The sequence below is a fragment of the Pedobacter sp. Leaf176 genome (genome assembly GCF_001424305.1).
GTDB lineage: Bacteria > Bacteroidota > Bacteroidia > Sphingobacteriales > Sphingobacteriaceae > Pedobacter.
Map to the genome: position 1 here is coordinate 430,297 of NZ_LMPD01000006.1, position 24,319 is coordinate 454,615.

The window sequence follows — 24,319 nt, forward strand, 5'->3', positions numbered from 1 at the left end:
AAACTACATATTCCATCCAATTTACCATCTTTACATCAGATCCTAGTTACCTAGTTCTGACATGAATTTAATTCGCATTAATTGAATCTCCTCTCGGGTGTAATCCGTTTCGCCAAGCTCATTGAGTGCATCGTCAATCGAATCGCTTTCAGCCGCTCTAAAGTAATCGAAAACTTCATCTTGTCTATCATCATCAATCACTTCATCGATGAAATAATTTAAATTTAGTTTTGTACCAGAGTTCACAATCGATTCTACCTCTTTCAAAATCTCTTCATAAGTAATTCCTTTTGAGTCTGCAATATCTTCTAATCCAATTTGTCTGTCGATATTTTGAATGATGGAAACTTTCATCTGCGATTTATTGGCCTGGGTTTTAATAATCAAATCAATTGGTCGCTCAATGTCGTTGTCCTCTACATATTTTTTAATCAGCTCAATAAACGGTGTGCCAAATTTCATCGCCTTGCCCGAACCTACACCTGAAATCTGGCGAAGTTCTTCTATCGTAATCGGATAATGCGTACACATTTCTTCCAAAGACGGATCCTGAAATACTACAAACGGTGGAACGCTTTTTTGCTTGGCGATTTTTTTGCGTAAATCCTTTAGCAACTGCAATAAATGCATATCTAAAGCACCAGTCCCATGCTTTGCGTCGTCATCATCTTCTTCTACGCCATCCCCAATCGGTTCGTTTAATATAAATTTCAGACTATATGGATTGACAATAAAATCCTTACCCTGCTTTGTTAATTTGAGTAAACCATAATTGTCAACATCCTTAAAAAGATAATTATTTAACACAGCCTGACGGATAACGGATTTCCAAAGCAATTCGCCCTCTTCTTTACCGATTCCAAATTCTAGAACTTTGCTGTGTTCGTATGCAATGGTCTGGGCTGTTTCTAAACCAAGAAAAACATTCAATAAGTGGGCATCATCAAACTTTTCTCCTGTTTTCTCAATAAACTTCAACAAAGTTGACAATTGCGCTTCAGCATCAAATTGCTTTTTAGGTTTCTTACAATTATCACACATACAATTGCAGCCCGTCTCATTGAAGTTTTCACCAAAATAGTGTAGAATTTGCTTACGCCTGCAAACGCCCGATTCTGCATAGTCAATGACTTCTTTTAATATTTGGGTACCAATTTCGCGTTCTGAAACTGGTTTATCTTTCATAAATTTGGCAAGCTTATCTACATCTTTTTGTGAATAAAAGGCGATACACACGCCTTCTCCCCCATCTCTTCCGGCCCTGCCAGTTTCCTGATAGTAACCTTCCATGCTTTTCGGTACATCATGATGAATAACAAAACGCACATCTGGCTTATCGATGCCCATCCCGAACGCTATTGTGGCAACAATAACCTCAGCATCTTCCATCAAAAATTTATCCTGTGTTTCGGCCCTGATCTTAGGTTCTAAACCGGCATGATAAGGCAAAGCACTAATGCCATTCAGGTTTAACGCTTCTGCAACCTCTTCTACCTTTTTACGGCTGAGGCAATATATGATTCCTGATTTACCGGGGTTCGATTTGATGTATTTTATGATTTCTTTTATGATTTCCCTTTTTGGTCTAATCTCATAAAATAGATTCGGCCTGTTAAACGAAGATTTAAATAGTGTCGCTTCAGTCATACCGAGGTTCTTCATAATATCCTGTTGAACCTTTGGCGTAGCAGTAGCCGTCAATGCGATAATAGGAATATTGTCCCCCAATCCAGCAATAACCTGCTTTATCTTGCGATATTCTGGCCTGAAATCATGACCCCATTCAGATATACAATGTGCCTCGTCAACAGCAACAAAAGAAATTTTTATAAGATTTAGAAAATCAATATTATCTTGTTTTGTCAGGGATTCGGGCGCAACGTATAATAATTTGGTCTGCCCGCTTAAAAGATCAGATTTAACCTGGGTAATTTCAGATTTGTTGAGCGATGAATTAAGAAAATGAGCAATGCTGTCATTTCCACCAAACGCTCTTAACTGGTCAACCTGGTTTTTCATCAGCGCAATTAACGGTGAAATAACAATTGATGTTCCTTCACTCATTAATGCCGGTAATTGATAGCAAATAGACTTCCCTCCGCCTGTTGGCATGATAACGAATGTGTTATTGCCTTCTAAAATATTTGTAATGATCGACTCCTGATCACCTTTGAAATTATCAAACCCGAAAAAATTTTGCAGGTTATCAAATAACGACTTTTTCACGTCCATTTTGTGTAATAAAATATGCGATGCTATTTTTCTATCCAAAATAACATAATTTTACAACAAATTCAAGTATTAACAAACAATTTTTTTCTCTTTGAAAAGTAAAAAATCAATTATCCAATCCGCCAGGGATACATTAGAGCTAGAAGCAGCTGCTATTTTAACCGTTGCCAAAAACCTGAATACCGATTTTGAAAAAGTAGTATCGACTATTTTAAAGTGCAACGGCCGTGTCATCGTAACGGGAATTGGGAAAAGTGCCATCATCGCCCAGAAAATAGTTGCAACGTTTAATTCAACGGGCACGCCCGCGGTATTTATGCACGCAGCAGACGCAATTCACGGCGATCTGGGTATGATACAAGCCAATGATGTTGTAATGTGCCTCTCTAAAAGTGGAAATACCCCCGAAATTAAGGTACTCGTACCACTACTAAGAATAGCAGAAAATACATTAGTAGCTATGGTGGGTGAAAAAAACTCTTTTTTGGGTCAGCAGGCAGATCTGATATTGAATACATTCGTTGAGAAAGAAGCTTGTCCGCATAACCTTGCGCCGACTACAAGCACGACCGCTCAACTCGCCCTCGGTGATGCGCTGGCTATATGTTTACTTGAAAGCCGGGCTTTCAACGAACAAGATTTTGCGAAATACCACCCTGGAGGATCCCTTGGGAAAAAATTATATTTAAAAGCTGGCGATTTAGCTTCGTCTAATGAGAAGCCTTCCATAAGTCCGACAGCCTCTGTCAAAGAAGTTCTCATCGAAATAAGTAAAAACCGTTTAGGTGCTGTAGCTGTTATTGATGGAAAAAGTGAAATTTTGGGTGTGGTTACTGATGGGGACATTAGAAGAATGTTGGAAAATAATGTTAACATTACATCTTTAAAAGCTGAAGACATAATGGGTAAATCACCCAAAAGCATTCAACGTCAATCACTTGCTGTAGAGGCACTTGATTTGATTAAAAAAAACAATATAACGCAACTTTTGGTTTTAGACCAAAAAAAATATTTTGGAATTATCCACTTACACGACCTTTTAAATGAAGGAATCGTATAGCAGTTTAATAAAAAATGAGTAAAAATTTTTATGCTTTAATAATGGCGGGCGGTGTTGGAAGTCGATTCTGGCCTGTTAGCCGTACAGAGTACCCAAAACAGTTTATAGATTTTTTTGGTGTGGGGAAAACGTTAATACAAAGCACCTATGAACGCTTTCTAAGCATCTGTCCATCTGAAAATATTTTTATTGTCACTAACGACATATATTCGGATTTAATAAAAAAACAGATTCCCGAAATAACAGATAACCAGATACTAGCAGAGCCATTGTTAAGAAACACGGCACCCTGCATAGCTTATGGCTGTATGAAGATAGCAGAATTGAATCCAAATGCTGCTATTGTTGTAGCACCATCGGATCATACAATTGCCGATCTGCATGGGTTTAATACATCTATTGAGCAGGCGCTGAATGCCGCTGCTGAAAATGACTGCTTAGTTACCTTAGGCATTCAACCTAATCGTCCGGATACGGGTTACGGCTATATCCAATATACAGACCACATTCTTAATACAGATAAGAGTCTGCATAAAGTAAAAACATTTACCGAAAAACCAAATCTCGAACTGGCAAAATCATTTATTCAAAGCGGTGATTTTTTATGGAATGCAGGTATTTTTATTTGGTCGGCGAAAGCAATTCTGAAATCATTCCATAAGCATTTACCTGATATGTATGAAATATTTAATTCAGGTAGAAACGATTTAAATACTAACAGGGAAAAAGCTTTTATAAATAACGCTTATCTACAATGCACCAATATTTCGATAGATTTTGGCATTATGGAAAAAGCAGACAATGTTTATGTACTACCAGCAGATTTCGGATGGTCGGATTTGGGTACATGGGCTTCAATCTACGAGATGACAGAAAAGGATTATGTTGGCAATGCGGTTATCCCGTCTGAACAGGTAATTATGTTCGATTCGTCTAATTGCATGGTTAATGTACCGAAAGATAAACTGGTTATTTTAAACGGATTACATGATTTTATTGTAGTTGAAAATAACAATATGCTTCTAATCTGTCCTCGCGATGAAGAACAAAGAGTTAAAGAATTTGTAGCTGAAGTAAAATCGAGATTCGGTAATAAGTATATATAATATTTTTGGCCCAAGCCCCAAATATTTGAACTGAGTTAGATGTTTGGGGTTTAATTCTGCAAGCCGCTTGTATTATTGTGAATGTAGGTTTTCAATCTAAGAATCTTATACAATTATTAAAAAAAGCTAATCCAGCGTAATTTTTTAATAGTCTGTTTTTAACATCTGCATATTTTTCCGTTTACCTTGACATTAAATTTATATTTTAACCAATTTACACGATTTACGGTGATTTAGAATAGATCATTATACGATTTATAAAGTCCGCTGTCTTACTGCTTCGTAAAGGATTACACCTGCAGCTACTGACACGTTAAGAGATTCTATTTTACCGGCCATCGGGATTTTCGCCAAATAATCTGCAACCCTCAGCAGTTCGTTTGAAATACCTTCATCTTCCGATCCCATAATGATCGCAACAGGCATAGTGTAATCAGGTGCGTAAATGAAATCGTTTGTTTTTTCTGTACAGGCAACGATTTGCAAACCACTTTCCTGAAGAAACAAGCAGGTTTTATTAAGATTGGAGTGCCTGCAGATTGGAATGCTGAATAACGCACCGGCTGATGTTTTTATTGCGTCAGCATTTATCTGCGCTGCATTTTTAAGTGGAACAACGATTGCATGCACGCCTGCACAGGCTGCTGTACGGGCAATTGCACCCATGTTACGAACATCTGTAACACTATCTAATACTAAAATCAACGGTACCTCTCCTTTCTCAAATACCGCGGGAATTATATCCTCTATATTTTGATACGTAATTGGTGAAATAACCGCTATAACACCCTGGTGGTTCTTCTGCGACATTCTATTCAACTTCTCAACCGGCACAGAATTCATTGGGATAAGTGTTCCTGACAATAACGCTTTTAATTCAAGGAATAAATCGCCACCTAATCCACGTTGCACATAAATTGTTTCAATATCCCTACCCGCTTTAATTGCTTCAATAACTGCTCTGATACCGAATACAAATTCATTATTTTCTTTTACGCGTTGCGGTTTTCTATAATTATCCATGTTTAAAAATTGTTAGGCAAAAGTATTCAAATTAATCTTTTAGCACCAATCATAATTAATCTTATCCACATTTATTTGTTTAAAACACCCGTAGTTTCCAAAAGGACAAAAAATTATATTTTTTTATACATCAATTTGTTAACAAACAACTTAAAACTTGTTAAAACAAAAGGCTTAACTTTTAACTACTTTTGTTGTATGAGTATCGAAAACGACCAAGGTGGAAAAGGCAATATTTTGTCCCGAAAAGCAAGATTAACAAGCACAGTAAGTTCAATGGGCAAACTGCCTCCTCAGGCTTTAGATTTAGAGGAAGCAGTTTTAGGTGCTTTAATGCTCGAAAAAGATGCCTTATCAGCCGTAATCGATATCTTAAAGCCTGAAGTTTTTTATCAGGAGGCACACCAGAAGATTTTCGCTGCCATACACATGTTGTTTGAAAAATCGAAACCGGTTGATATTTTAACGGTCACTTCTGAGTTAAGGCAGATGGGTACGCTGGAAATGGTTGGTGGCGCCTATTATATTACCAACCTCACTAACAGGGTCGCTTCAGCAGCAAATATTGAATACCACGCCCGTATTATTTCTCAGAAATACATTCAGCGGGAACTGATAAGAATATCTACGGATATTATAACAAATGCCTATGAAGACACGACCGATATTTTCGACTTGTTAGATCATGCTGAAAAAGGATTGTTTGATATTGCTCAAAATAACCTGCGTAGAGACACGCAAAAAATGGACGATATTATTAAGCAATCCCTAGCGACTCTTGAAGAATTAAGAACTAAAACGGACGGATTAACCGGTGTTCCAACAGGTTTCACAGGACTGGATAGAATTACCGGGGGCTGGCAAAAGCAGGATTTAGTTATTATCGCTGCCCGTCCGGCAATGGGTAAAACCGCATTCGTATTAACTTGCGCAAGAAACGCAACTGTCGATTTTCAAAAACCTACTGTTGTTTTCTCTTTGGAGATGTCGTCTGTCCAGTTGGTAAATCGTCTTATTTCCGGGGAAGCAGAAATAGAACAGGAAAAAATCCGTAAAGGAAATCTACAGGAATGGGAATGGCAGCAATTGCATAGTAAAATTGGCCGTTTAACAGAGGCTCCCCTTCTTATTGATGATACACCTGCGCTAAATATTTTTGAGTTCAGGGCGAAATGCAGAAGGCTTAAATCTCAATATGATATTCAATTGGTAATCGTTGATTACCTTCAACTAATGCATGGTAAAGGCGAAGGCGGTAAAGGTGGCGGTAATCGTGAACAGGAAATCGGCAGTATATCCAGGGCTCTGAAATCTGTAGCTAAAGAATTGGATGTACCAGTTTTAGCCTTATCGCAGTTAAGTCGTGCGGTTGAAAGCAGACCTGGTTTACAAGGTAAAAGACCAATGCTCTCCGACTTACGTGAATCGGGTTCGATTGAGCAGGATGCGGATATGGTTTTATTTCTTTACCGTCCGGAATATTACGGTATTACTGAAGATGAGCAAGGCAGATCACAGGCCGGTATTGGTGAGGTAATTATCGCAAAACACCGTAATGGTGAAACAGGAATCGTTCCGCTCAGGTTCATTGGCAAGTTTGTTAAGTTTACGGACCTAGAAGAAGATTTTACCGCCCCGACATCATTTGCATCTGACCCTTCTTCGGGAATGTATCCATCCCAGGATTTTGAAAAACAAAGTAATGTGATTATCCGTCCATCTAAAATGGACGATTATAATGATGAGGATCCTCCATTCTAGGATTAATTTCACGAAAAAAGGATGAATCGTAGGAAAATTAATATATAAACTTTTATTTCGAGCTAATGGAAATGCTGGCGAGATAATATCCAGAATTGTTAGAAAGGCAGGATGATGGTCTTATTTTTTTTAGCTCTTATTAAGCGAAGTTTAGCATTTAAAAAAGATAGCTGGTTAAAATTCCTACCAGAACAACTACTGTCGGACTAATTTTAGTGTAGTTTAAGGACAAAAATGTCGCTAACATTATCCCCAGAAAAAGCCAATTGAATCCAATCGGAATAAGCAGTAAAATAAACGCTGCAATTATAAAACCTACGCTTACCGCATTAATACCAGAAAGACTATGTCTTATTCTTGATATTTTCTTTAGGTCATCCCAAAAAGGTACGATAAATAAAACCAAAATTAATCCAGGTAAGTTTATCCCGATTACGCCGATCAATCCACCCAGTACTTGCCCCCATATACCGTAGCCAAAATTTTTCATGCTTAAGGCACCAAGGTAGCTCGTAAAAGAGAAGGTTGGCCCCGGTAAAGCCTGCTGTAATGCAAAACCTGATAGAAAGCCTGATGCAGGTAAGTAATGCTTCATTTCTACAAATTCCGTATACATTAATGGTACCAGGACCTGCCCTCCGCCAAAAACCAGGATTCCGTTACGGTAAAAATTTTCGAGTAATCGAATGGGTAAACTGAATGGAGACGTTCTGTTTATTATCGCACCAACTAAGGCGAATACTAAGAGCGCACTAAAAAAATAAATCAATTTTCTGGGATTCACGTTTGAGAAAAGCTTAACTCTTAGTTCAGCCTCCTCTTTTGGTGTTTCAATTGCAGAGGAAATCATTCCGCCAATTAAAATAGCAAGAGGAAAAACATATGCATTTCTCAATACTAATGTTGCTACAACAGCTGCTATCGAAAGAAATACGGACATCTGCGATTTAAGCACCTTTTTACCTAATTTAAACGCGCCATAAGCCACAATTCCCAAAGCAATTGGTTGTATGTATTCCAAAATATCAGCAAACTTCCGTTTTTGATCCAGCATTGCATAACTTATCGCGGCGATAGTCATGATGGCAGCCGTAGGCAAAATCCAGATTATAAACGTAATAACTGCCAGCTTCAACCTGCCAACTTTCCATGCAATGCCAACCAAGGTCTGTGTAGATGCCGGACCTGGCAAAACCTGGGCCAGGGCGTTTAGTTCTAAAAGCTCTTCCTCAGTGATGAATTTGGTGTTATTAACAAAATACTTTAACAGCAACGCCAGATGTGCTTGTGCACCTCCAAAGGAAGTAAATGTAAAAAATAGTACATTTTTGATGAAAAGCCATTGCTTTCTAACCAATAAGGGTTTAGCCTGCATTTAAAGATGGATTGGTTAATTGTTGTAAGTGGTTAACTGGTAAATTGTAAGAATTGTTAATAGCTATAATTGGTTAATTATAATTTGAAATTGCCAACTGAAAGCCCCTTCAGGGGTTTGAGGTTAATCGTCTTCATAATCCAATCCTGCGACCGAATTGTAAGCGCCTTGAAGCTCGGAAAAAGCGTGCATATCCCGCTTATTCCGGGCAACTGTCATTCCCTTTTGATAAACTTCGATTGCTTTCTCTTTCTGATCATCTTTTTCGTATAACTTGCCTAAATGATAATAAGTACCTACATAATCCGGGTATTTATCGGTTAATTCAAGGTAAAAATAATAGGCCTTTTCTTTATCATTTTGGGCGTTATACTCTGTGGCTAAGGCATATAGAATAAATGGATCATTTGGATCGCTCTCCAAAAAATCTAATAACTTACTTAATCGGGTTGATGACATTTTAATTCCTTGCTTTTTTAGTTAAATTTGCAGAAAGACCTTATATATAAAACATAATTATATGAAAATATTAGTTTGTATCAGTAACGTGCCCGACACGACGACAAAAATAACTTTTACTAACGATAATACCGAATTCAATACTGCAGGTGTTCAATATATTGTTAATCCCTACGATGAGATTGCTTTATCGAAAGCTATTGAGTTAACGGAGGGAGGAAAAGGTTCAGTAACTGTTATTAATGTTGGCGAAGCAGGTAACGATCCAACAATCAGAAAAGCGCTTGCAATCGGCGCAGACGATGCTGTAAGAGTAAATGCCGCACCCAGGGATGCTTATTTTGTATCAAAGCAAATCGCTGAATACGCGAAAGATAAAGATTTCGATATCATCCTAACCGGACGCGAATCTATCGACTATAATGGCAATCAGGTTGCTGCAATGGTAGGCGAATTTTTAGATATTCCGTCTATTTCGATTATTAAAAAATTAGAAACCGATGGAACTACTGCTACAATTGAAAGAGAAATTGAGGGAGGAAAAGAGGTAATTACGGTTTCAGGTAAGTTTATAGCAAGTTGTGCAGAAGGTGTTGCGGAACCTAAAATCCCAAATATGCGAGGTATTATGTCTGCCAGAACCAAACCATTGAATGTTATTGAGGCTGTTTCAATTGAAGAAGTAACCAAAGTTGCTAAATATGAAACACCTGCCCCACGTGGTGCAGTTAAATTAATTCCCGCAGAACAAACAGAAGAATTAATCAATCTTTTGCACAGCGAAGCTAAAGTTATCTAATCTGCTTCATCAATTAAAAATTAATTTTAAACACAATCCTTTTTTAAGGATATAGAAAGAAATATATGTCAGTATTAGTATATGTAGAACAAGCTGAAGGTAAGTTTAAGAAATCGGTTTTCGAAGCTGTTTCTTATGCTAAAGCTATTGCAGATCAACAATCTACCAATTTAACCGCAATTTCTATTGGCGATGTAGCAGAAAGTGAGTTAAAGGAATTGGGAAAATTTGGTGCCTCGAAAGTATTAAACGTTAGCGTAGAGCAGCTTAAAACTTTTGTAAACCAGGCTTATGCAAGTGTAATTGCTGCAGCTGCCGAAAAAGAATCTGCTAATATTGTGGTGATTTCCAATTCCTTTTCAGGAAAAGGGCTTGCACCTCGTATTGCCGTAAAACTTAAAGCTGGTTTAGCTGATGGTGCGGTAGAATTACCAAAAATTGATGGCGGGAAGTTTCAAGTTAAAAAGACTGCATTCTCGGGTAAAGCATTTGCTGTTACCGAATTAACTTCTGAAAATAAAATTATTGCTTTAAATCCAAATGCCTTCGGTATCAAAGAAAATGTGACTGATGCCTCCGTTGAAACGTTTGCGGCTGATATTAAACAATCAGACCTGGGCACGGTTATTAAAGATATCGTTCGTGCAACGGATAAAATCTCCCTACCTGATGCTGAATTAGTGGTTTCTGCAGGCAGGGGTTTAAAGGGCCCTGAAAACTGGGGGATGATTGAAGAATTAGCTGGTTTGTTAGGTGCTGCAACTGCATGTTCGAAACCGGTAAGTGATGCAGACTGGAGACCCCATTCCGAACACGTCGGACAAACCGGTATCGCCATCAGTCCGAATTTATACATTGCAATCGGCATTTCTGGCGCGATCCAGCACTTAGCCGGCGTAAGCTCGTCAAAAGTAATTGTTGTCATTAATAAAGATCCGGAAGCGCCTTTCTTTAAAGTTGCTGATTATGGAATCGTTGGTGATGCATTTGAAGTTGTTCCAAAATTAATTGATGCTCTAAAAGCGCACAAAGCATAAGTTTGTCATGCTGAGTCTGCCGAAATGTTGGTCAAATGTTTCGGCAGACTCAATGTGACTTCATTAAATATGAAAAAAGTAAAACTAGACATTGTAGGTTTATCTTACAGTCAAACCCAGTCCGGCGCTTATGCACTGGTTTTAGGGGAAGTGAATGGGCGCAGGCGTTTACCAATTATAATTGGTGCTTTTGAGGCGCAGGCGATCGCGATTGAAATTGAAAAGATGACCCCAAGCAGGCCACTTACCCATGATTTGTTCAAATCTATGGCCGAAACTTTTCATATTAGCATCCGTGAAATTATTATTTATAACCTGGTTGATGGTGTTTTCTATGCGAAACTGATATGCAGTGATGGTAAGAATACTCAGGAGATTGATGCCAGAACATCCGATGCAATTGCGTTGGCCGTAAGATTCAAGGCTTTAATTTATACGTACGAATTTATTTTGGCTTCTGCGGGGATTGTAATCGAAGGAAATGATTTCTTATTTCTAGAAAATATGGACAGTATTGCGAAAGAGCCGGATGCAGATGCAATTCCAACTTCGAACAGCCAGCAAGGCTTTAAAGACCTGACTGTTGAAGAATTGCAGCAAAAGCTTCAGGAAGCGATTGCAGACGAAGCCTATGAAAAAGCAGCCAGATTGAGAGATGAATTGAATAAAAGAGGAAAATCATAATAAAGACCCTTGTATTATATTTAAAAATTCATTTCTGATTATATTTCATTTGAAAAAACGCAGCATAAAAAAACCAACTTAACCCAAATTGTTTAAAATAATTTGGGTTTATTTTTGAATTATGGCTTAAAATAGTTCTATATTCAACTTTTCATTAAAAAACCAAACTAACTATATGATGAATGTTAAGTTTCGCTTAACTGTAATGAGTTTCATGCAATTCTTTGTATGGGCCGCGTGGTTAATTACAATTGCAAATTATTGGTTTGGAACCAAACAATGGGACGGCGCCGATTTCGGAATCATCTTTTCCACTATGGGAATTGCGTCTTTATTTATGCCTACCATTACTGGCATAATAGCGGATAAATGGATTAATGCAGAAAAACTATATGCTGTTCTGCATATCTTGTATGCCTGTGTAATGTTTTATCTGCCACAAGTTTCCAACCCGCATAGTTTTTTTTGGGTTATATTATTGGCCATGTGTTTTTACATGCCAACAATTGCCTTAAGCAATTCGATAAGCTATACAACACTTAAAAATAGCGAGTTTGATGTTGTAAAAAGCTTCCCACCAATACGCGTTTGGGGAACCATAGGTTTTATTGTGGCGATGTGGATTACTAACTTAACAGGAAACAAAGCTAGTGCAAATCAATTTTATATTGCTGGATTTAGTGCTTTAGCTTTAGGGGCTTACTCATTCACTTTACCAGCTTGTAAGCCTTCAAATTTAATTAGTGAAAAGAAATCCCTTGCACAAAAACTAGGGCTCGAATCATTTAAGCTATTTTCTGATTACAAAATGGCCTTATTCTTCATATTTTCTATGTTTTTGGGTGGAGCATTGCAGTTGACTAACGCCTATGGAGACGTATTTCTCGATGAATTTAAAATGTTCCCAAAGTACGCAGAGCTTTATGTAGTTAAAAGATCAACTTTAATATTATCCATTTCGCAAATATCTGAAACCCTGTTTATTTTGGCCATTCCTTTCTTTTTAAAACGTTATGGCATTAAACGAGTAATGGTAATTTCGATGTTAGCTTGGGTTTTTAGATTTGGTTTATTTGCATTTGGTAATCCTGCTGATGGCTTATGGATGATTGTAATGAGTTGCATTGTCTATGGAATGGCATTCGATTTCTTCAATATTTCTGGTTCATTGTTTGTTGAAACGTCAACAACTCCGAAAACACGTTCTTCCGCTCAAGGTATGTTTATGATGATGACTAATGGTTTTGGAGCTATACTAGGAAGTTTAACGTCAGGATGGATTATAGATAAATATTTTACGAAAGCCTATACAAGTATACAGGAAATGGCTACGTTGGTAGGTGCCGATCCAAAAAATAAACTTTTAATAGATTTCCTGGGATCAAAAGGTATATCAGTTTTAGATGATGGACAATTAAGTAGAGCAATCCCGGTTAAAGATTGGCATAGTGTATGGTTAACTTTTGCAATTTATGCATTGGTTATAACCGTTTGCTTTGCACTTCTATTTAAACACAAACATACAAGAGCTGAAGAAAAAGCGATTGAAGCAATAACCCATTAAAATTAGATCTCGAAACCCCTTATGTCAGCAGGTAAGTACAGAAAAGAACACAATTGCCTAAACTGTGGTTCTCACGTTGAAACCCATTATTGCAGCAATTGCGGCCAGCCTAATTTAGAATTAAAAGAAAGTTTTTGGGGTTTTATTAGCCATAGCATTGCCCATTACTTTCACTTTGACAATAAATTTTTTCAAACCCTAAGCCCCCTCCTAACCAAACCCGGGCAGGTTACACTCGATTATTTAGCTGGTAAGAGAGCAAGATACATCAACCCGGTTAGTATGTATATTTTTGTATCGATCGTCTATTTTTTGGTTGCCTATTCCCCTGAACACGCCCGAAAAAAAGAGAAAGAACATGTTAGCATCGAACAATCAGAAAAACGAAAAGCTGCTCTGGATAGTGTAGGAAAGGTTTTTTCGAATGTTGGCTTGGCAGCTAAAGCGCCTGGAATAGTAAAAGAAACAACTAAGCGTATTAATGAGGATTTAGATAGAGAAGACTTTAAAAACATGAGTTTTCAAGAACAGAAAATAGTATTGGCTGATTTAAAAAAAATAAATAAAGCCAAAAATTCTGATTCACTATCTAAAGTTATAACCAGATTCAGTAAAATCCACGATGACAGAAACGACAGTACTTATGCTTCCTATTTAATCAGGCAGAAAAGCCTTCCTATAACTGAACGAGATAATTGGTTCGATAGACTGGTTAAAAAACGCTCCATAACCATAGGTGAGAAATCTGAAGTAATACAGGAAACTTTGGAACACAATCGTCCCAAACAGTATTTCTTATTAATGCCTTTGCTGGCCTTGTTTATCATGTGGAACTTCAGGAAAAACCATATCTACTATCTTGATCACTTAATATTTACGATACATGGAATGACAGCATATTTCATTGTTTCTATTTTGACGAAGCCATTTATAAAATATATTTTCGGCGAAAACACCGTGGTATCTACAATAATAGAAACAGCTCTTGTCGTATGGATTTGCTGGTATATGTTTAATGCTTTGAAGGTATTTTATCAACGCAAAAAGGTAATAGGCAAAATGTTTATGATTTTCATACTGTATGCGATAGCGTTGGCCTTAACGGAAATGATAATGTTAAATTTGATTTATTATGTTGCTACCTAGTGATCGACGACAAGGAACATAAAAAAAGCTTCTGAAATCAGAAGCTTTTTTTATGTCTTTACCTGGACTGAAACTATTTTCTATCTTTAATATCAACAAAATCCCTGTCCGTTTCACCTACGTAAATCTGGCGTGGCCGACCAATAGGCTCTTTATTCTCATGCATCTCTTTCCACTGCGCAATCCATCCTGGCAAACGGCCCAAGGCAAATAGAACCGTAAACATTTCTGATGGAAAACCCAAAGCCCTGTAAATAATTCCTGAATAGAAATCTACGTTAGGGTATAATTTTCTATCAATAAAATACTGATCAGTTAGCGCAGCCTCTTCTAATTTTTTAGCAATTGCTAAAATCGGATCGTCAATACCTAAATTCTCCAATATATCATCACAAGCTTTTTTTATGATCTTAGCCCTGGGATCGAAGTTTTTGTAAACCCTGTGTCCGAAACCCATCATCCTGAAAGAATCATTTTTATCTTTTGCTTTGGCAATCCATTTTTCAGTATCTCCTCCATCTGCCTTTATTAATTCAAGCATGTCGATAACGGCTTGATTTGCGCCACCGTGAAGCGGCCCCCAAAGCGCTGCGATACCTGCAGCAATAGATGCGTATAAATTACAATCAGAAGAACCAACTATACGAACCGTTGAAGCCGAACAATTCTGCTCATGATCTGCATGCAGGATAAGCAATTTATTCATTGCATTAACTACAATTGGATTCACTTCATAATCTTCCGTACGCTGACCGAAAGTCATCCAAAGAAAGTTGGTAACGTAATCGTATTTATTTTTCGGATAGATAAGCGGATGGCCTAAAGATTTCTTATATATAAAAGAAACAATAGTTGGAAGCTTAGCTAATAACTTAATTATCGTTAAATCTTGTTCTTCTGCAGTCTGATTTGGTTTTAAACATTCTGGATAAAATGTAGATAATGAGAAGATTAAAGAGCCTAACTGCCCCATGGGATGAGATCTTGACGGGTAACCATCAAAGAACTTTTTCATGTCTTCATGTATCAGTGTATGCTTGCTTATTTCCGCCTGAAAACCATCAAGCTGTTCCTGAGTTGGCAGCTCCCCATAAACGATAAGATAAGAAACTTCTAAAAAACTGGATTTTTCAGCTAGCTCTTCAATAGAATAGCCCCTGTATTTTAGAATGCCTTTTTCACCATCTAAAAACGTGATTTTACTTTTTGTTGAGCCTGTGTTTTTGAAACCAGTATCCAAAGTCACAAAGCCTGTTAAATCCCTTAATTTAGAAATATCAATCGCCTTCTCGTCTTCCGTTCCTGTAATTACCGGTAATTCGATTGTCTTACCATCAACTTTAATCTCTGCAATATCTGACATATTATTGTATTGTATTTATAGCTTTCTAATTTATATAAAATTAATATACATGCATAGCAAATCTGTTAATTTAATATGAAATATTAGTCAGTGCGACGTAACAATCATGATTAATATACAGCGTTTGAAATTTATTTCGATTTGATTTCTTCTACTACCCGACCACAGGTTAACATTTCTTTGCCATAATAAGGGTTTTTAATATCCTTTTCTATAGATAGCCAATCTCCACCATCTCCTTTATTTGCCATAGGGCAATGCTGAACGTAAACCGTGCCCTTTTCTATTTCACCGGATTTAATAAAGGCAATTAAATCCATACTTAATGCAGTAAACTCTTTTCTTTGAGAAACAATGTTAGTCGTTTCTGATATTTTCCTGGCAATACTAGCCGTACTTTCACAACCTTCATAGGTTGCCAGACTTTTTTCAAGTTTAATTGCAGATTTCTGTGCTTCTGATGAATCCGAATTCACTAGAGCATTTTTCAGATCCTCATATTGGCTGAAAATTTCTGATTTCTTTTGATCCTTAATTACAACTGAAGTGTTTTTAGAAGAATCGACTTGATTAGAATCCTTATTCTCAATAGTCTTGTTTTCAGATTGGTTGCACGCCATTAATGCGGTTAATACTGCGACTCCTAGTATTCGTTTCATTGTATTTGGTTTTGTGCTCAAAATAGCAATTAAAATATTAAATAAATAAAAAAAGCCCCCGAAAATTCCGGAGGCTCTGATTATATGGCGTTTTAATTATAATTTAAAATTGTAAGCTAGTCTTAATGCATACTGGCCTGTTTTTCTGAAGTATGTTGTAGATGCACTATCATTCGCATAGCCTTCGTACCTAATACCAGCATCAAATCCGCCAAACTCATAACCTAACCCCCCGGAATAAATAAAGTTGGTCTTTGCTCCATCCTGAATTGAAATACCAGCACCGGCTTCAGTAGCCAGATACATTCTTTTAACAGGGAATACTTTTACACCACCTTTAGCAGGAATAAAATCTGCGTCGATTCCATTATTTTTTGCAATTAATTTGGTATAGCCCCCGGATGCAGTTAGTGCAACGTAAGGTGTCAAATCCCATTGTAATTTCAAATCAGCACCGTACGCATAATCCATCGGCGACTTATCGCGAAAAACACCGCCACTAACTCCTAAACCCACTTTAAAGGCCATGCCTTTTGGTGCAGGATTCATATCGGTAGCTTCCATCGTTTGGGCATTAACACTCGTTGAGGCAAAAATAGCAACTGCAGTGGCCGCTGTAGTAAAAATTTTAGTAATTGTTTTCATTTTGGATGTATTTAAATTATTTATTAAGGTTTTTAGATACATACGAAAATGCCTTTCATTCAGATTTATTTATTTTCATTTTTTTCAGAAAAATTTATAAATGAAAAAGCCCCCGAAATTTCGGAGGCTTTAAATTTTATTTTTTTTGATTATAGAGAAAAGCCGTAAGCTAAACGCAAACCAAAGAAACCTGTGCTCGTACTATTCTGAGCAAGGCCTTCGTATTTAACGCCTAAGTCTAATCCATTACTCCAAGCATAACCAATCGCTGGTGAATAAACGAAAGACGTTCCACTACCTTCTTTAGTACCGAAACCAGCACCAAGTTCTGCTAAGCCATAAACCCCAGAACCAGAAGTATTGAAAAAATATTTAACGCCAGCTTTTACTGGAATGTAACCGTAACTCTCGAAATTAACACCGCTATTGCCAATCTCTTTTCCACTTAAGTGAGTATAACCCGCTGTTACCGGAATTGATAATTGTTTATCAATATCAAATTGATAACGTAAATCTGCTCCTAATGCCACACTGTAAGCATCGCTTGTTGGAATACCAGCAGTAATTCCTATACCTAATTTTTGGTTTTGTGCGTTTGCGTTTGTAGAGAAAAATAAAGCTACGGCAGCTGCTGAAGTAGCCAGGATTTTAGTAATTGTTTTCATTTTTATGTATTTTGAGTTAAAACTATAATACTTGCACAATTACAAACCCTGTGCCAAAAAGCGCTCTATTTAGTATTTTTTCAAACATATGACAACAACATCCAGGAAATTCCCTAGGATAATAATTGTTCTAAAGCCTGATTTTTTAGGGAACTTATTGAGGCAGAGGCGTCGAGCCAGTTTATTAAAACACCATCTTTTTCCATCTTTCTGAAAAATGTGTTTTGCCGCTTGGCATACTGACATATTGCAATGCCCAATTGTATCTTAAGTTCATCGTAACTTAAATTGCCGGATAAATAATTCACTATAAATTTATATTCCAAGCCATAAAAAATTAAGATATCTTTACTAACGCCACTGGCCAATAAAGCCTCGACTTCTTCAATCATTCCATTTTGCAACCTCATCTCTAATCTTTCTATAATATTTTTTCGGGTGCGCTCAACTTCATTTTTTAAGCCAAATACAATGAAATTAATTTCAGGTCTTTCGATTTGTGGAAGTGTATTGTATCGGAGGTACTCCGCAATCTCTATGGCTCTGATTAATCTTTTCTTCGATAATAAGTCAACTTTTTTTGTTAGTTCTTTTGGATATTTATTCAATTCAATGAGCAGGTCATCCCTGGTTAACTCAATAAATCTCGATCGCAGTTGATCATTTACAGGAACGGCGGTATAGGGTTGGCTTTGTAAAATACTATGAATATACATCCCTGTTCCGCCACAAAGAATTGGTATTTTATTTCGTCCGGTTATTTCTTTAAAAGATTGATAAAAATCATTCTTAAAAGCATCCACATTATAGCGCTCTCCCGGATCCAATATGTTGATTAGATGACGGGGAATTTCAATGTCGCCAATTCGATATTCATTTAAATCTTTACCAGTACCGATATCCATTCGGTTAAAAATCTGGCGACTATCGGCACTAATAATTTCTCCACCCAATTCTTTAGCCATTTGTACGGCGAGCTTTGTTTTGCCAGAAGCAGTTGCACCTAATATTATTATTAAGGAATTTTCCGTCATCTTCAAAACGTTAGGATAAATTTTAAACTCCCTGTATTAAAAACAACCCCTTCCCTGTTTTCTAATCCTTGCTTAATCAATTTACGACTTCTATCTTCATTTAAAACAAAATATTGAGGCTGCAAAGTGGCAACTTGTTCAAATCCTAATTTAATATAAGCATCGCCTGAAGACCAATCGCAATCTGCATAAGTCATTATATCATCCGGATGAAGAAGTGTCTTCAAATGCTTAAGTAACTTGCTTAATCCACCTGTAATTGAAAATCCGCCTAATACTGCAAATCTTATTAATTCGATGGATTTGTAATCTTCTGAATGATTCATTTTGCGAAGCGCAGAAAATGTGGCAACGGCAACTAGCTCATCTAAATAGTATAGACCGTATTTGTAGCGACTATTAACTGCTCCCTGCAAATGATTTTCATTTAAAAACTTATTTGCAGTCGGTTTATCTATTTTATGAATTATTGTTTTTCTACCATGAAGGGTTTGGTTTAAACCACGAAGCGAATTTAGCCTAAAAATAACCTTATCCCGCTTTGTTAACCATACATCTTCCCACAAATGAATTAACTTGACACCTTTCTTTATTTCGGAATTCTGAATTTCAATTAGTTCTTCAGGTAAAAAGCTGTTTACTGTATCGACCAGATTAATAGCAATTTTATGCCCGGTGAGCAATACAATGCTAAAATAATCTTGATTAAACTCAAAAACCACTTTCCGTTCTGCCAGGGCAGCGAGAAAATGGTTCTTCCATGTATTTGTAACAATTTCAAAATTTGCACCTACAGTAGCCAACAAAATCAGATTTTAATTTACGCTGATGCAAATTTAATTTTTCAAAACGGAGAATGAATTAAATCCATTCTTTTTCTTTAAAGTTAGTATGAATAATTTCAATTAGTGTTTCTGTTTCCTTCAGCTTATCATCACTTAATTCAGTAATTTTCAAGCCAGCTTTTCCTTCATCGAATGCAGTTAAATTTTGTTTTTCAGATTCGAAATCGCTTGTATTTAATTTAACCTCTACTTTATCACCATTTATATAAATGCCACAGAAAAACCTCTCGGTTATTTTTTCACCACTTATTTCAACATTTTTTTCACTATATAAATCATATCCTGTTTCTGAATTTTCGTGAACTGTATAACCTCGGGCTGCATATGGCTGCAGGCTCGCTCTGATGGTTTGAAAAATTTCTACTAAGTCGGTTTTCATAATTTTATAATATAAATTTATAACAAGGCAGGTATCATATTGTTTAAATCTTATTAAACGAGCCACCACTGTTCAAAGTGAGAAATCTTGTTAAGTACAATTGTTTCGCCCAATTTCGGCGTTAATAGGTTTAATTGTTTACGTTTAGCCTCCTTAGTTACCCTTTCAATCGGCTCATTCCATGGATGCATGGACAAACTGAACTTAGCCCAATGCACCGGTAATAAAGCTTTGGCCTTGAGGTCGATAGCTGCCTGAACAGTTTGTTCAGGATACATATGAATGAATGGCCACATTTCATTGTATTGGCCACATTCTAAGAATGCGATATCGAACGGACCGTGTGCGTTCCCTATTTCTTCGAAATGTTTATCATAACCTGAGTCGCCACCCAAAAACAATTTTGAATCTGACAAGTCCAGCACAAATGCCGACCAAAGTGTTTGGTTTCGTTTAAATTTACGGCCGGTAAAATGTCGGGCCGGTACAGCCGTAAATTTTATGGAATTAAAAAACGTGACAGACTGGTTCCAATAAAGCTCATTTATTTTTCCTTTAGGAATACCCCATCGTTCTAAATGTGCACCTACCCCAATCGGGGTTACAATTGTATTCACATTTGGTGCAATTTTTAAAATACTTGGGTAATCGAGGTGATCATAATGATCGTGTGTGATTACCAAAATATCGATATTTAAGAAATCTTCTGCCTTAACAAATTCTGTTCCCGGAAAAGCTTTACTCCCTATAAAAGAAAAAGGCGATGGCGTACTGTTAAAAATCGGGTCAATTAAAATGCGTTTGTCGCCGGCTTTTATAAGATAAGAAGAATGGCCAAACCAGATAATTTCTGTTGATTTACTAATCGGTTCGCTATTCAAATCCGGATTCACAATTTTTATTGGCTTCGAAGGGATTTTATTAGGGTACTTGCCAAAAAGGAATTTTATCAAAACATCAAAAAAAGAGACGCCTTCAGGTTGCATCGGTGTAACCGACAAATTGTGTAAAGCCCCATCTTTATAATTTGGCAATTGATGAATTGAAATTGCTCTGTTACCTTTTGGTAAGCGACCAAAAACCGGCAAATTCATAACGACAAATGCGATTACAACAAGAATCAATAGGATATAGAAAACGAACATTGTTTTTTGCAGCTAAAGTAGCTTGATTTTCTTCATTAAAAAAATGCTTAAGTACAGCTGGTGTAAAGATTTTAATTTACACTTGCATCAGGGTTTGATTGTAATTATGATGCCTTATACAGTAGCTAATGAAATATACAAATAATTAAAATTTTTCTGGCTCCAAACGCCCCCTATTTATACTTCCAGGCAAAATATTGTACATTTTTCTAAAAGCAACAGTGAAATGTTGCGCATTTTTATAACCGACTAAAAAAGCGACTTCATTTACAGTTTTCTTTTCTTTTAATAAATAGTTATAGGCACTTTCCATTCTAACCTTATTTAGGTATCCGAAAACCGTGTAACCAGTTAATTCCTTAAAGCCAATTTTGAGCTTATAATCATTTATACCGACCCGCCGGGATAACTCCATTAACGAATTGGGTGTCTGAATGTTTTCTTCTACCAACTTCTTAGCCAATAATATTTTATCAATATCATGTTTTTTTAGAGAGGATGTTGACTCGATGGCTGCTTTATTAATGTAAAAAGCCAGTAACTCATAAACTTTTGCTTCAATTGAGATTCTCTCAACGCGTTTGTGGTTTTTCTGACTAATCATTAAATTTAAGACCAATCTGACTTCCGGATCAATTGATACGGAATTATAAATGGCAATATCATTGTAGAATTCTTCACCTGTTAAATTTTTATAATGTTGTCTGCTTAGCTGTAGACATAGGTATTCTGTATTGTTACTAAGACGCACTATCAGATTGTTAAAAACCCCGCTGCCTATATACTGCTGATTGCCCGTCAAAGTAATTACCTCCTGTTGTGAAATATTCCTGAATTTCATTTCTCCTGTTAAACAGAAAAGAAAAAATACTTGTTCATCTGAATTTTCAACATAGATTTCTACGGGTATTTCTGATTTAACTTTAGAAAAACCGATGTATGTTCCATTAAACCATTTTTCATTTAACCAGATGGTAAAGGTCCCATTGTCTATTTGACATGCTCGTTCTTCGACAAATAATCCGGTATCAAAATCATCAGGATAGATACTTTCTAAAAGTAATTTTCCGCTACGATAATCTGATAGTCTAATCCTCATTCAATTTTCTTTATTCAAGAGCGCTGATATAAACATCAGCATTATCATTATTTAGATTCTTTCTAAATAATCCGTTTCACGTTGTTAATTATCCGTTTCGCGTTATCTCCTGTTTTTGATAATCTTCAAATTTGCACAATAATTTATAATTAGTCTAAATAAATGAAAATATATTTATCAATTATTCTTTTAATGATTGGTTTTGATGCTTTAAGTCAGGATATAAAGCCTGATACCACGAAGGCAAAAGATCTAAAAGATGTTGTAATAACAGGTCAATTTGTACCTCAGACATTAAAGAACTCTGTTTATAACATTAGAACCATAAGCGCAGAAAGGATAAGATTGAGAGCAGCCACAAATGTTCAACAAGTTTTAAACACTGAACTCGGTTTCCGCTTCAGTAATGATTTGACACTCGGAACTACCGATGTTCAACTGATGGGGATGACGGGTAGAAACATCAAAATTCTATTAGATGGCGTACCCATGGTAGACCGATCAGATACCCGCGAAAGCTTGAATCAGATTGACATAAATACGGTTGAGCGAATTGAAATTGTAGAAGGTCCGATGTCGGTTGTATATGGAACGGATGCATTGGCAGGCGTTATTAACATCATTACGAAAAATAGCGGCAAATCACTGATAAGCATATCGGCAAGGATGCAGGAAGAAACCGCAGGTAATGAATATAGCGCCTTTTCCGGAAGTGGTAATCATAACCAGAGCATCAGTGCCAGTTTTCAAAAAAATGGATGGAATGCTTTAGCCGGCTTTAGTCATAACGAATTCGGAGGGTGGAACATGGCGGCAAAAACTGCAACACTTGCAGAGGTTGAAGCCGATGGAAACCGATGGAAACCTAAAGCGCAATGGTTGGGGAACACTAAAATTGGATACAGGACTGAAAATTTCAATATCTGGTACAGGCTCGATGGTTTAAACGAAACGATTGATAGCCGCGGTGGGATGAATCCCAATAATTATAAAGCAAAATTTCAGACCTATACAACTGATCGTTTCACACAGCAATTGCAGTCAGAATGGCGCATTACTCAGGATTTGCAGCTATCTGCGATTGCAGGTTATACTAATCTGAAACGGGCGACCAAATCAGTAATTCATGATTTCACAACAGGCAGTGAAGAATTAACAACAGCTGCTGGTGAGCAGGATGTTGCTAAATTCAATTCGGCAATATTTAGGTCTACAGCGCAATATAGGGCAAGCGATAAACTTTCATTACAACCCGGCATCGAATTTAATCGTGATGCGGCAAGCGGTGCGAGGATTAGTGGTTCGCCGGTAATTAACGATTATGCTTTCTTTATTTCAGGCGAATTCAAGCCAATAGCAGGTATAAATATTCGACCCGGCTTCAGATTCATCAAAAACTCAGTTTACGATGCACCACCAGTAATTCCATCATTGAACACCAAATTTAAGTTAAACAAAAGCATCGATTTGAGGTTGGCTTATGCAAAAGGGTTTCGTGCCCCTGCCCTTCGCGAATTGTATTACGATTTCTTTGATGCAAGTCATTCTATAATGGGCAATCCAAATTTGAGGGCAGAAGAATCGAACAGTTTTAATGGTTCGTTGTCCTGGTCAGGAGTTAAAACAGACAATTTGCAATTTCGAAGTACACTTGCGGGCTTCTATAACCTTTTTAAAAATAGAATAGATTATGGTATCGATGCAACTGTCCCATCGATTACGACCTTAATCAATATTTCAAAATATAAAACCACAGGCGGTACACTTGAAAATACATTGATTTATAGAAACTTCCAGGCTACAGTAGGTTTGTCGTACATCGGAAGATATAATGATTTATTGCAATCGACTAATTCTTTAGATATTCCCGAATTTGTTTGGTCGGCAGAAATTACCTCCAATCTTTCCTACACATTACCTAAAATCAATGGTAGCGTAAGTCTATTCTATAAATACACGGGAAGTCTTCCTAATTACCAATTAAGTACTATTAACAATGTTCAAACAGCAACCTTGGTTAAAATAGGAAGTTTTAATCTCGCCGACTTAATGCTCAGCAAAAACATATATAAATATTTAACCATCAATGCAGGTGTTAAAAATCTCTTCAATGTAACCCAATTATCAAACACATCTACGGCAAGTGGCGGTGCACACAGCACAGGTGGTGCTACTGTGCCTAACAGTTATGGACGATCCTATGTATTGGGCTTAACATTTAACTGGAATAAAAATTAAT

The 24,319-nt window shown here is 36.8% G+C and carries 22 protein-coding genes; 9 read left to right on the top strand and 13 right to left on the bottom strand.

Features of this window, described 5'->3' with window-relative positions; genetic code table 11:
• Positions 1 to 42: 42 nt before the first annotated feature.
• Positions 43 to 2,232 (bottom strand): DNA helicase RecQ, encoded by a 2,190-nt coding sequence (recQ, locus tag ASF92_RS17880; protein ID WP_056096457.1) that lies wholly within the window; start codon positions 2,230 to 2,232, stop codon positions 43 to 45.
• A gap of 91 nt (positions 2,233 to 2,323) precedes the next feature.
• Between recQ and ASF92_RS17885 the strand changes: the two genes are divergently transcribed.
• A complete protein-coding gene (locus ASF92_RS17885; RefSeq protein ID WP_056096460.1) occupies positions 2,324 to 3,292 on the top strand; it encodes an SIS domain-containing protein in 969 nt (322 codons plus the stop codon).
• Positions 3,293 to 3,306: 14 nt separating this feature from the next.
• Entirely contained in the window at positions 3,307 to 4,398 is a 1,092-nt protein-coding gene (locus ASF92_RS17890; protein ID WP_056096463.1) for a mannose-1-phosphate guanylyltransferase, read from the top strand.
• A gap of 255 nt (positions 4,399 to 4,653) precedes the next feature.
• Here ASF92_RS17890 and rlmB read toward each other — a convergent pair whose 3' ends face one another.
• The gene (gene rlmB, locus ASF92_RS17895) at positions 4,654 to 5,421 is read right to left on the bottom strand and encodes a 23S rRNA (guanosine(2251)-2'-O)-methyltransferase RlmB (protein WP_056096466.1); all 768 of its coding nucleotides are present in this window, start codon (positions 5,419 to 5,421) and stop codon (positions 4,654 to 4,656) included.
• A 198-nt stretch (positions 5,422 to 5,619) separates the two neighbouring features.
• Here rlmB and dnaB point away from each other — a divergent pair, with 198 nt between their 5' ends.
• A complete protein-coding gene (dnaB, locus tag ASF92_RS17900) occupies positions 5,620 to 7,182 on the top strand; it encodes a replicative DNA helicase (protein WP_056097142.1) in 1,563 nt (520 codons plus the stop codon).
• Positions 7,183 to 7,339: 157 nt separating this feature from the next.
• On the opposite strand, the gene chrA is transcribed toward dnaB, so the two are convergent.
• Together chrA and ASF92_RS17910 are read right to left on the bottom strand one after the other, a co-directional pair.
• Positions 7,340 to 8,557, bottom strand: a complete 1,218-nt coding sequence (gene chrA / locus ASF92_RS17905; protein ID WP_056096469.1) for a chromate efflux transporter — start codon at positions 8,555 to 8,557, stop codon at positions 7,340 to 7,342.
• 123 nt (positions 8,558 to 8,680) lie between these two features.
• Positions 8,681 to 9,016: a lipopolysaccharide assembly protein LapB gene (locus ASF92_RS17910; RefSeq protein ID WP_056096472.1), complete on the bottom strand. Its 336-nt coding sequence runs from the start codon at positions 9,014 to 9,016 to the stop codon at positions 8,681 to 8,683.
• 61 nt (positions 9,017 to 9,077) lie between these two features.
• Here ASF92_RS17910 and ASF92_RS17915 point away from each other — a divergent pair, with 61 nt between their 5' ends.
• From ASF92_RS17915 to ASF92_RS17935, 5 genes are all read left to right on the top strand, one after another.
• Positions 9,078 to 9,815 (top strand): electron transfer flavoprotein subunit beta/FixA family protein, encoded by a 738-nt coding sequence (locus ASF92_RS17915; RefSeq protein ID WP_056096475.1) that lies wholly within the window; start codon positions 9,078 to 9,080, stop codon positions 9,813 to 9,815.
• Between the two features lie 65 nt (positions 9,816 to 9,880).
• Positions 9,881 to 10,852, top strand: a complete 972-nt coding sequence (locus ASF92_RS17920; protein ID WP_056096478.1) for an electron transfer flavoprotein subunit alpha/FixB family protein — start codon at positions 9,881 to 9,883, stop codon at positions 10,850 to 10,852.
• A gap of 69 nt (positions 10,853 to 10,921) precedes the next feature.
• Complete coding sequence (locus tag ASF92_RS17925; protein ID WP_056097145.1) at positions 10,922 to 11,536, top strand: bifunctional nuclease family protein; 615 nt, start codon at positions 10,922 to 10,924, stop codon at positions 11,534 to 11,536.
• Between the two features lie 178 nt (positions 11,537 to 11,714).
• Positions 11,715 to 13,100: a nucleoside permease gene (locus tag ASF92_RS17930; RefSeq protein ID WP_056096481.1), complete on the top strand. Its 1,386-nt coding sequence runs from the start codon at positions 11,715 to 11,717 to the stop codon at positions 13,098 to 13,100.
• 21 nt (positions 13,101 to 13,121) lie between these two features.
• Positions 13,122 to 14,246 carry a DUF3667 domain-containing protein gene (locus ASF92_RS17935; RefSeq protein WP_056096483.1) on the top strand — a complete coding sequence of 375 codons (1,125 nt, stop codon included), beginning with the start codon at positions 13,122 to 13,124 and terminating at the stop codon, positions 14,244 to 14,246.
• A gap of 73 nt (positions 14,247 to 14,319) precedes the next feature.
• Here the strand turns inward: ASF92_RS17935 and ASF92_RS17940 are convergent, their stop codons facing one another.
• The 9 genes from ASF92_RS17940 to ASF92_RS17980 all read right to left on the bottom strand — a co-directional run bounded on the left by ASF92_RS17940 (position 14,320) and on the right by ASF92_RS17980 (position 22,080).
• Positions 14,320 to 15,609, bottom strand: a complete 1,290-nt coding sequence (locus tag ASF92_RS17940; RefSeq protein ID WP_056096486.1) for a citrate synthase — start codon at positions 15,607 to 15,609, stop codon at positions 14,320 to 14,322.
• Between the two features lie 131 nt (positions 15,610 to 15,740).
• Complete coding sequence (locus ASF92_RS17945) at positions 15,741 to 16,268, bottom strand: DUF3347 domain-containing protein (RefSeq protein ID WP_056096490.1); 528 nt, start codon at positions 16,266 to 16,268, stop codon at positions 15,741 to 15,743.
• A gap of 96 nt (positions 16,269 to 16,364) precedes the next feature.
• The gene (locus ASF92_RS17950) at positions 16,365 to 16,913 is read right to left on the bottom strand and encodes a hypothetical protein (RefSeq protein WP_157263964.1); all 549 of its coding nucleotides are present in this window, start codon (positions 16,911 to 16,913) and stop codon (positions 16,365 to 16,367) included.
• Between the two features lie 149 nt (positions 16,914 to 17,062).
• Entirely contained in the window at positions 17,063 to 17,578 is a 516-nt protein-coding gene (locus tag ASF92_RS17955; protein ID WP_056096496.1) for an outer membrane beta-barrel protein, read from the bottom strand.
• A 113-nt stretch (positions 17,579 to 17,691) separates the two neighbouring features.
• Positions 17,692 to 18,612: a tRNA (adenosine(37)-N6)-dimethylallyltransferase MiaA gene (miaA, locus tag ASF92_RS17960; protein WP_056096499.1), complete on the bottom strand. Its 921-nt coding sequence runs from the start codon at positions 18,610 to 18,612 to the stop codon at positions 17,692 to 17,694.
• Positions 18,613 to 18,614: 2 nt separating this feature from the next.
• Positions 18,615 to 19,418: a hypothetical protein gene (locus tag ASF92_RS17965; RefSeq protein ID WP_056096502.1), complete on the bottom strand. Its 804-nt coding sequence runs from the start codon at positions 19,416 to 19,418 to the stop codon at positions 18,615 to 18,617.
• Between the two features lie 55 nt (positions 19,419 to 19,473).
• The gene (locus ASF92_RS17970) at positions 19,474 to 19,836 is read right to left on the bottom strand and encodes a hypothetical protein (RefSeq protein ID WP_056096504.1); all 363 of its coding nucleotides are present in this window, start codon (positions 19,834 to 19,836) and stop codon (positions 19,474 to 19,476) included.
• Positions 19,837 to 19,889: 53 nt separating this feature from the next.
• Positions 19,890 to 20,981, bottom strand: a complete 1,092-nt coding sequence (locus tag ASF92_RS17975) for an MBL fold metallo-hydrolase (protein WP_056096508.1) — start codon at positions 20,979 to 20,981, stop codon at positions 19,890 to 19,892.
• Positions 20,982 to 21,126: 145 nt separating this feature from the next.
• The gene (locus ASF92_RS17980; RefSeq protein WP_056096511.1) at positions 21,127 to 22,080 is read right to left on the bottom strand and encodes a helix-turn-helix transcriptional regulator; all 954 of its coding nucleotides are present in this window, start codon (positions 22,078 to 22,080) and stop codon (positions 21,127 to 21,129) included.
• Between the two features lie 162 nt (positions 22,081 to 22,242).
• On the opposite strand from ASF92_RS17980, the gene ASF92_RS17985 reads away from it, so the two are divergent.
• Positions 22,243 to 24,318 carry a TonB-dependent siderophore receptor gene (locus ASF92_RS17985; protein WP_056096513.1) on the top strand — a complete coding sequence of 692 codons (2,076 nt, stop codon included), beginning with the start codon at positions 22,243 to 22,245 and terminating at the stop codon, positions 24,316 to 24,318.
• Position 24,319 lies beyond the last annotated feature (1 nt).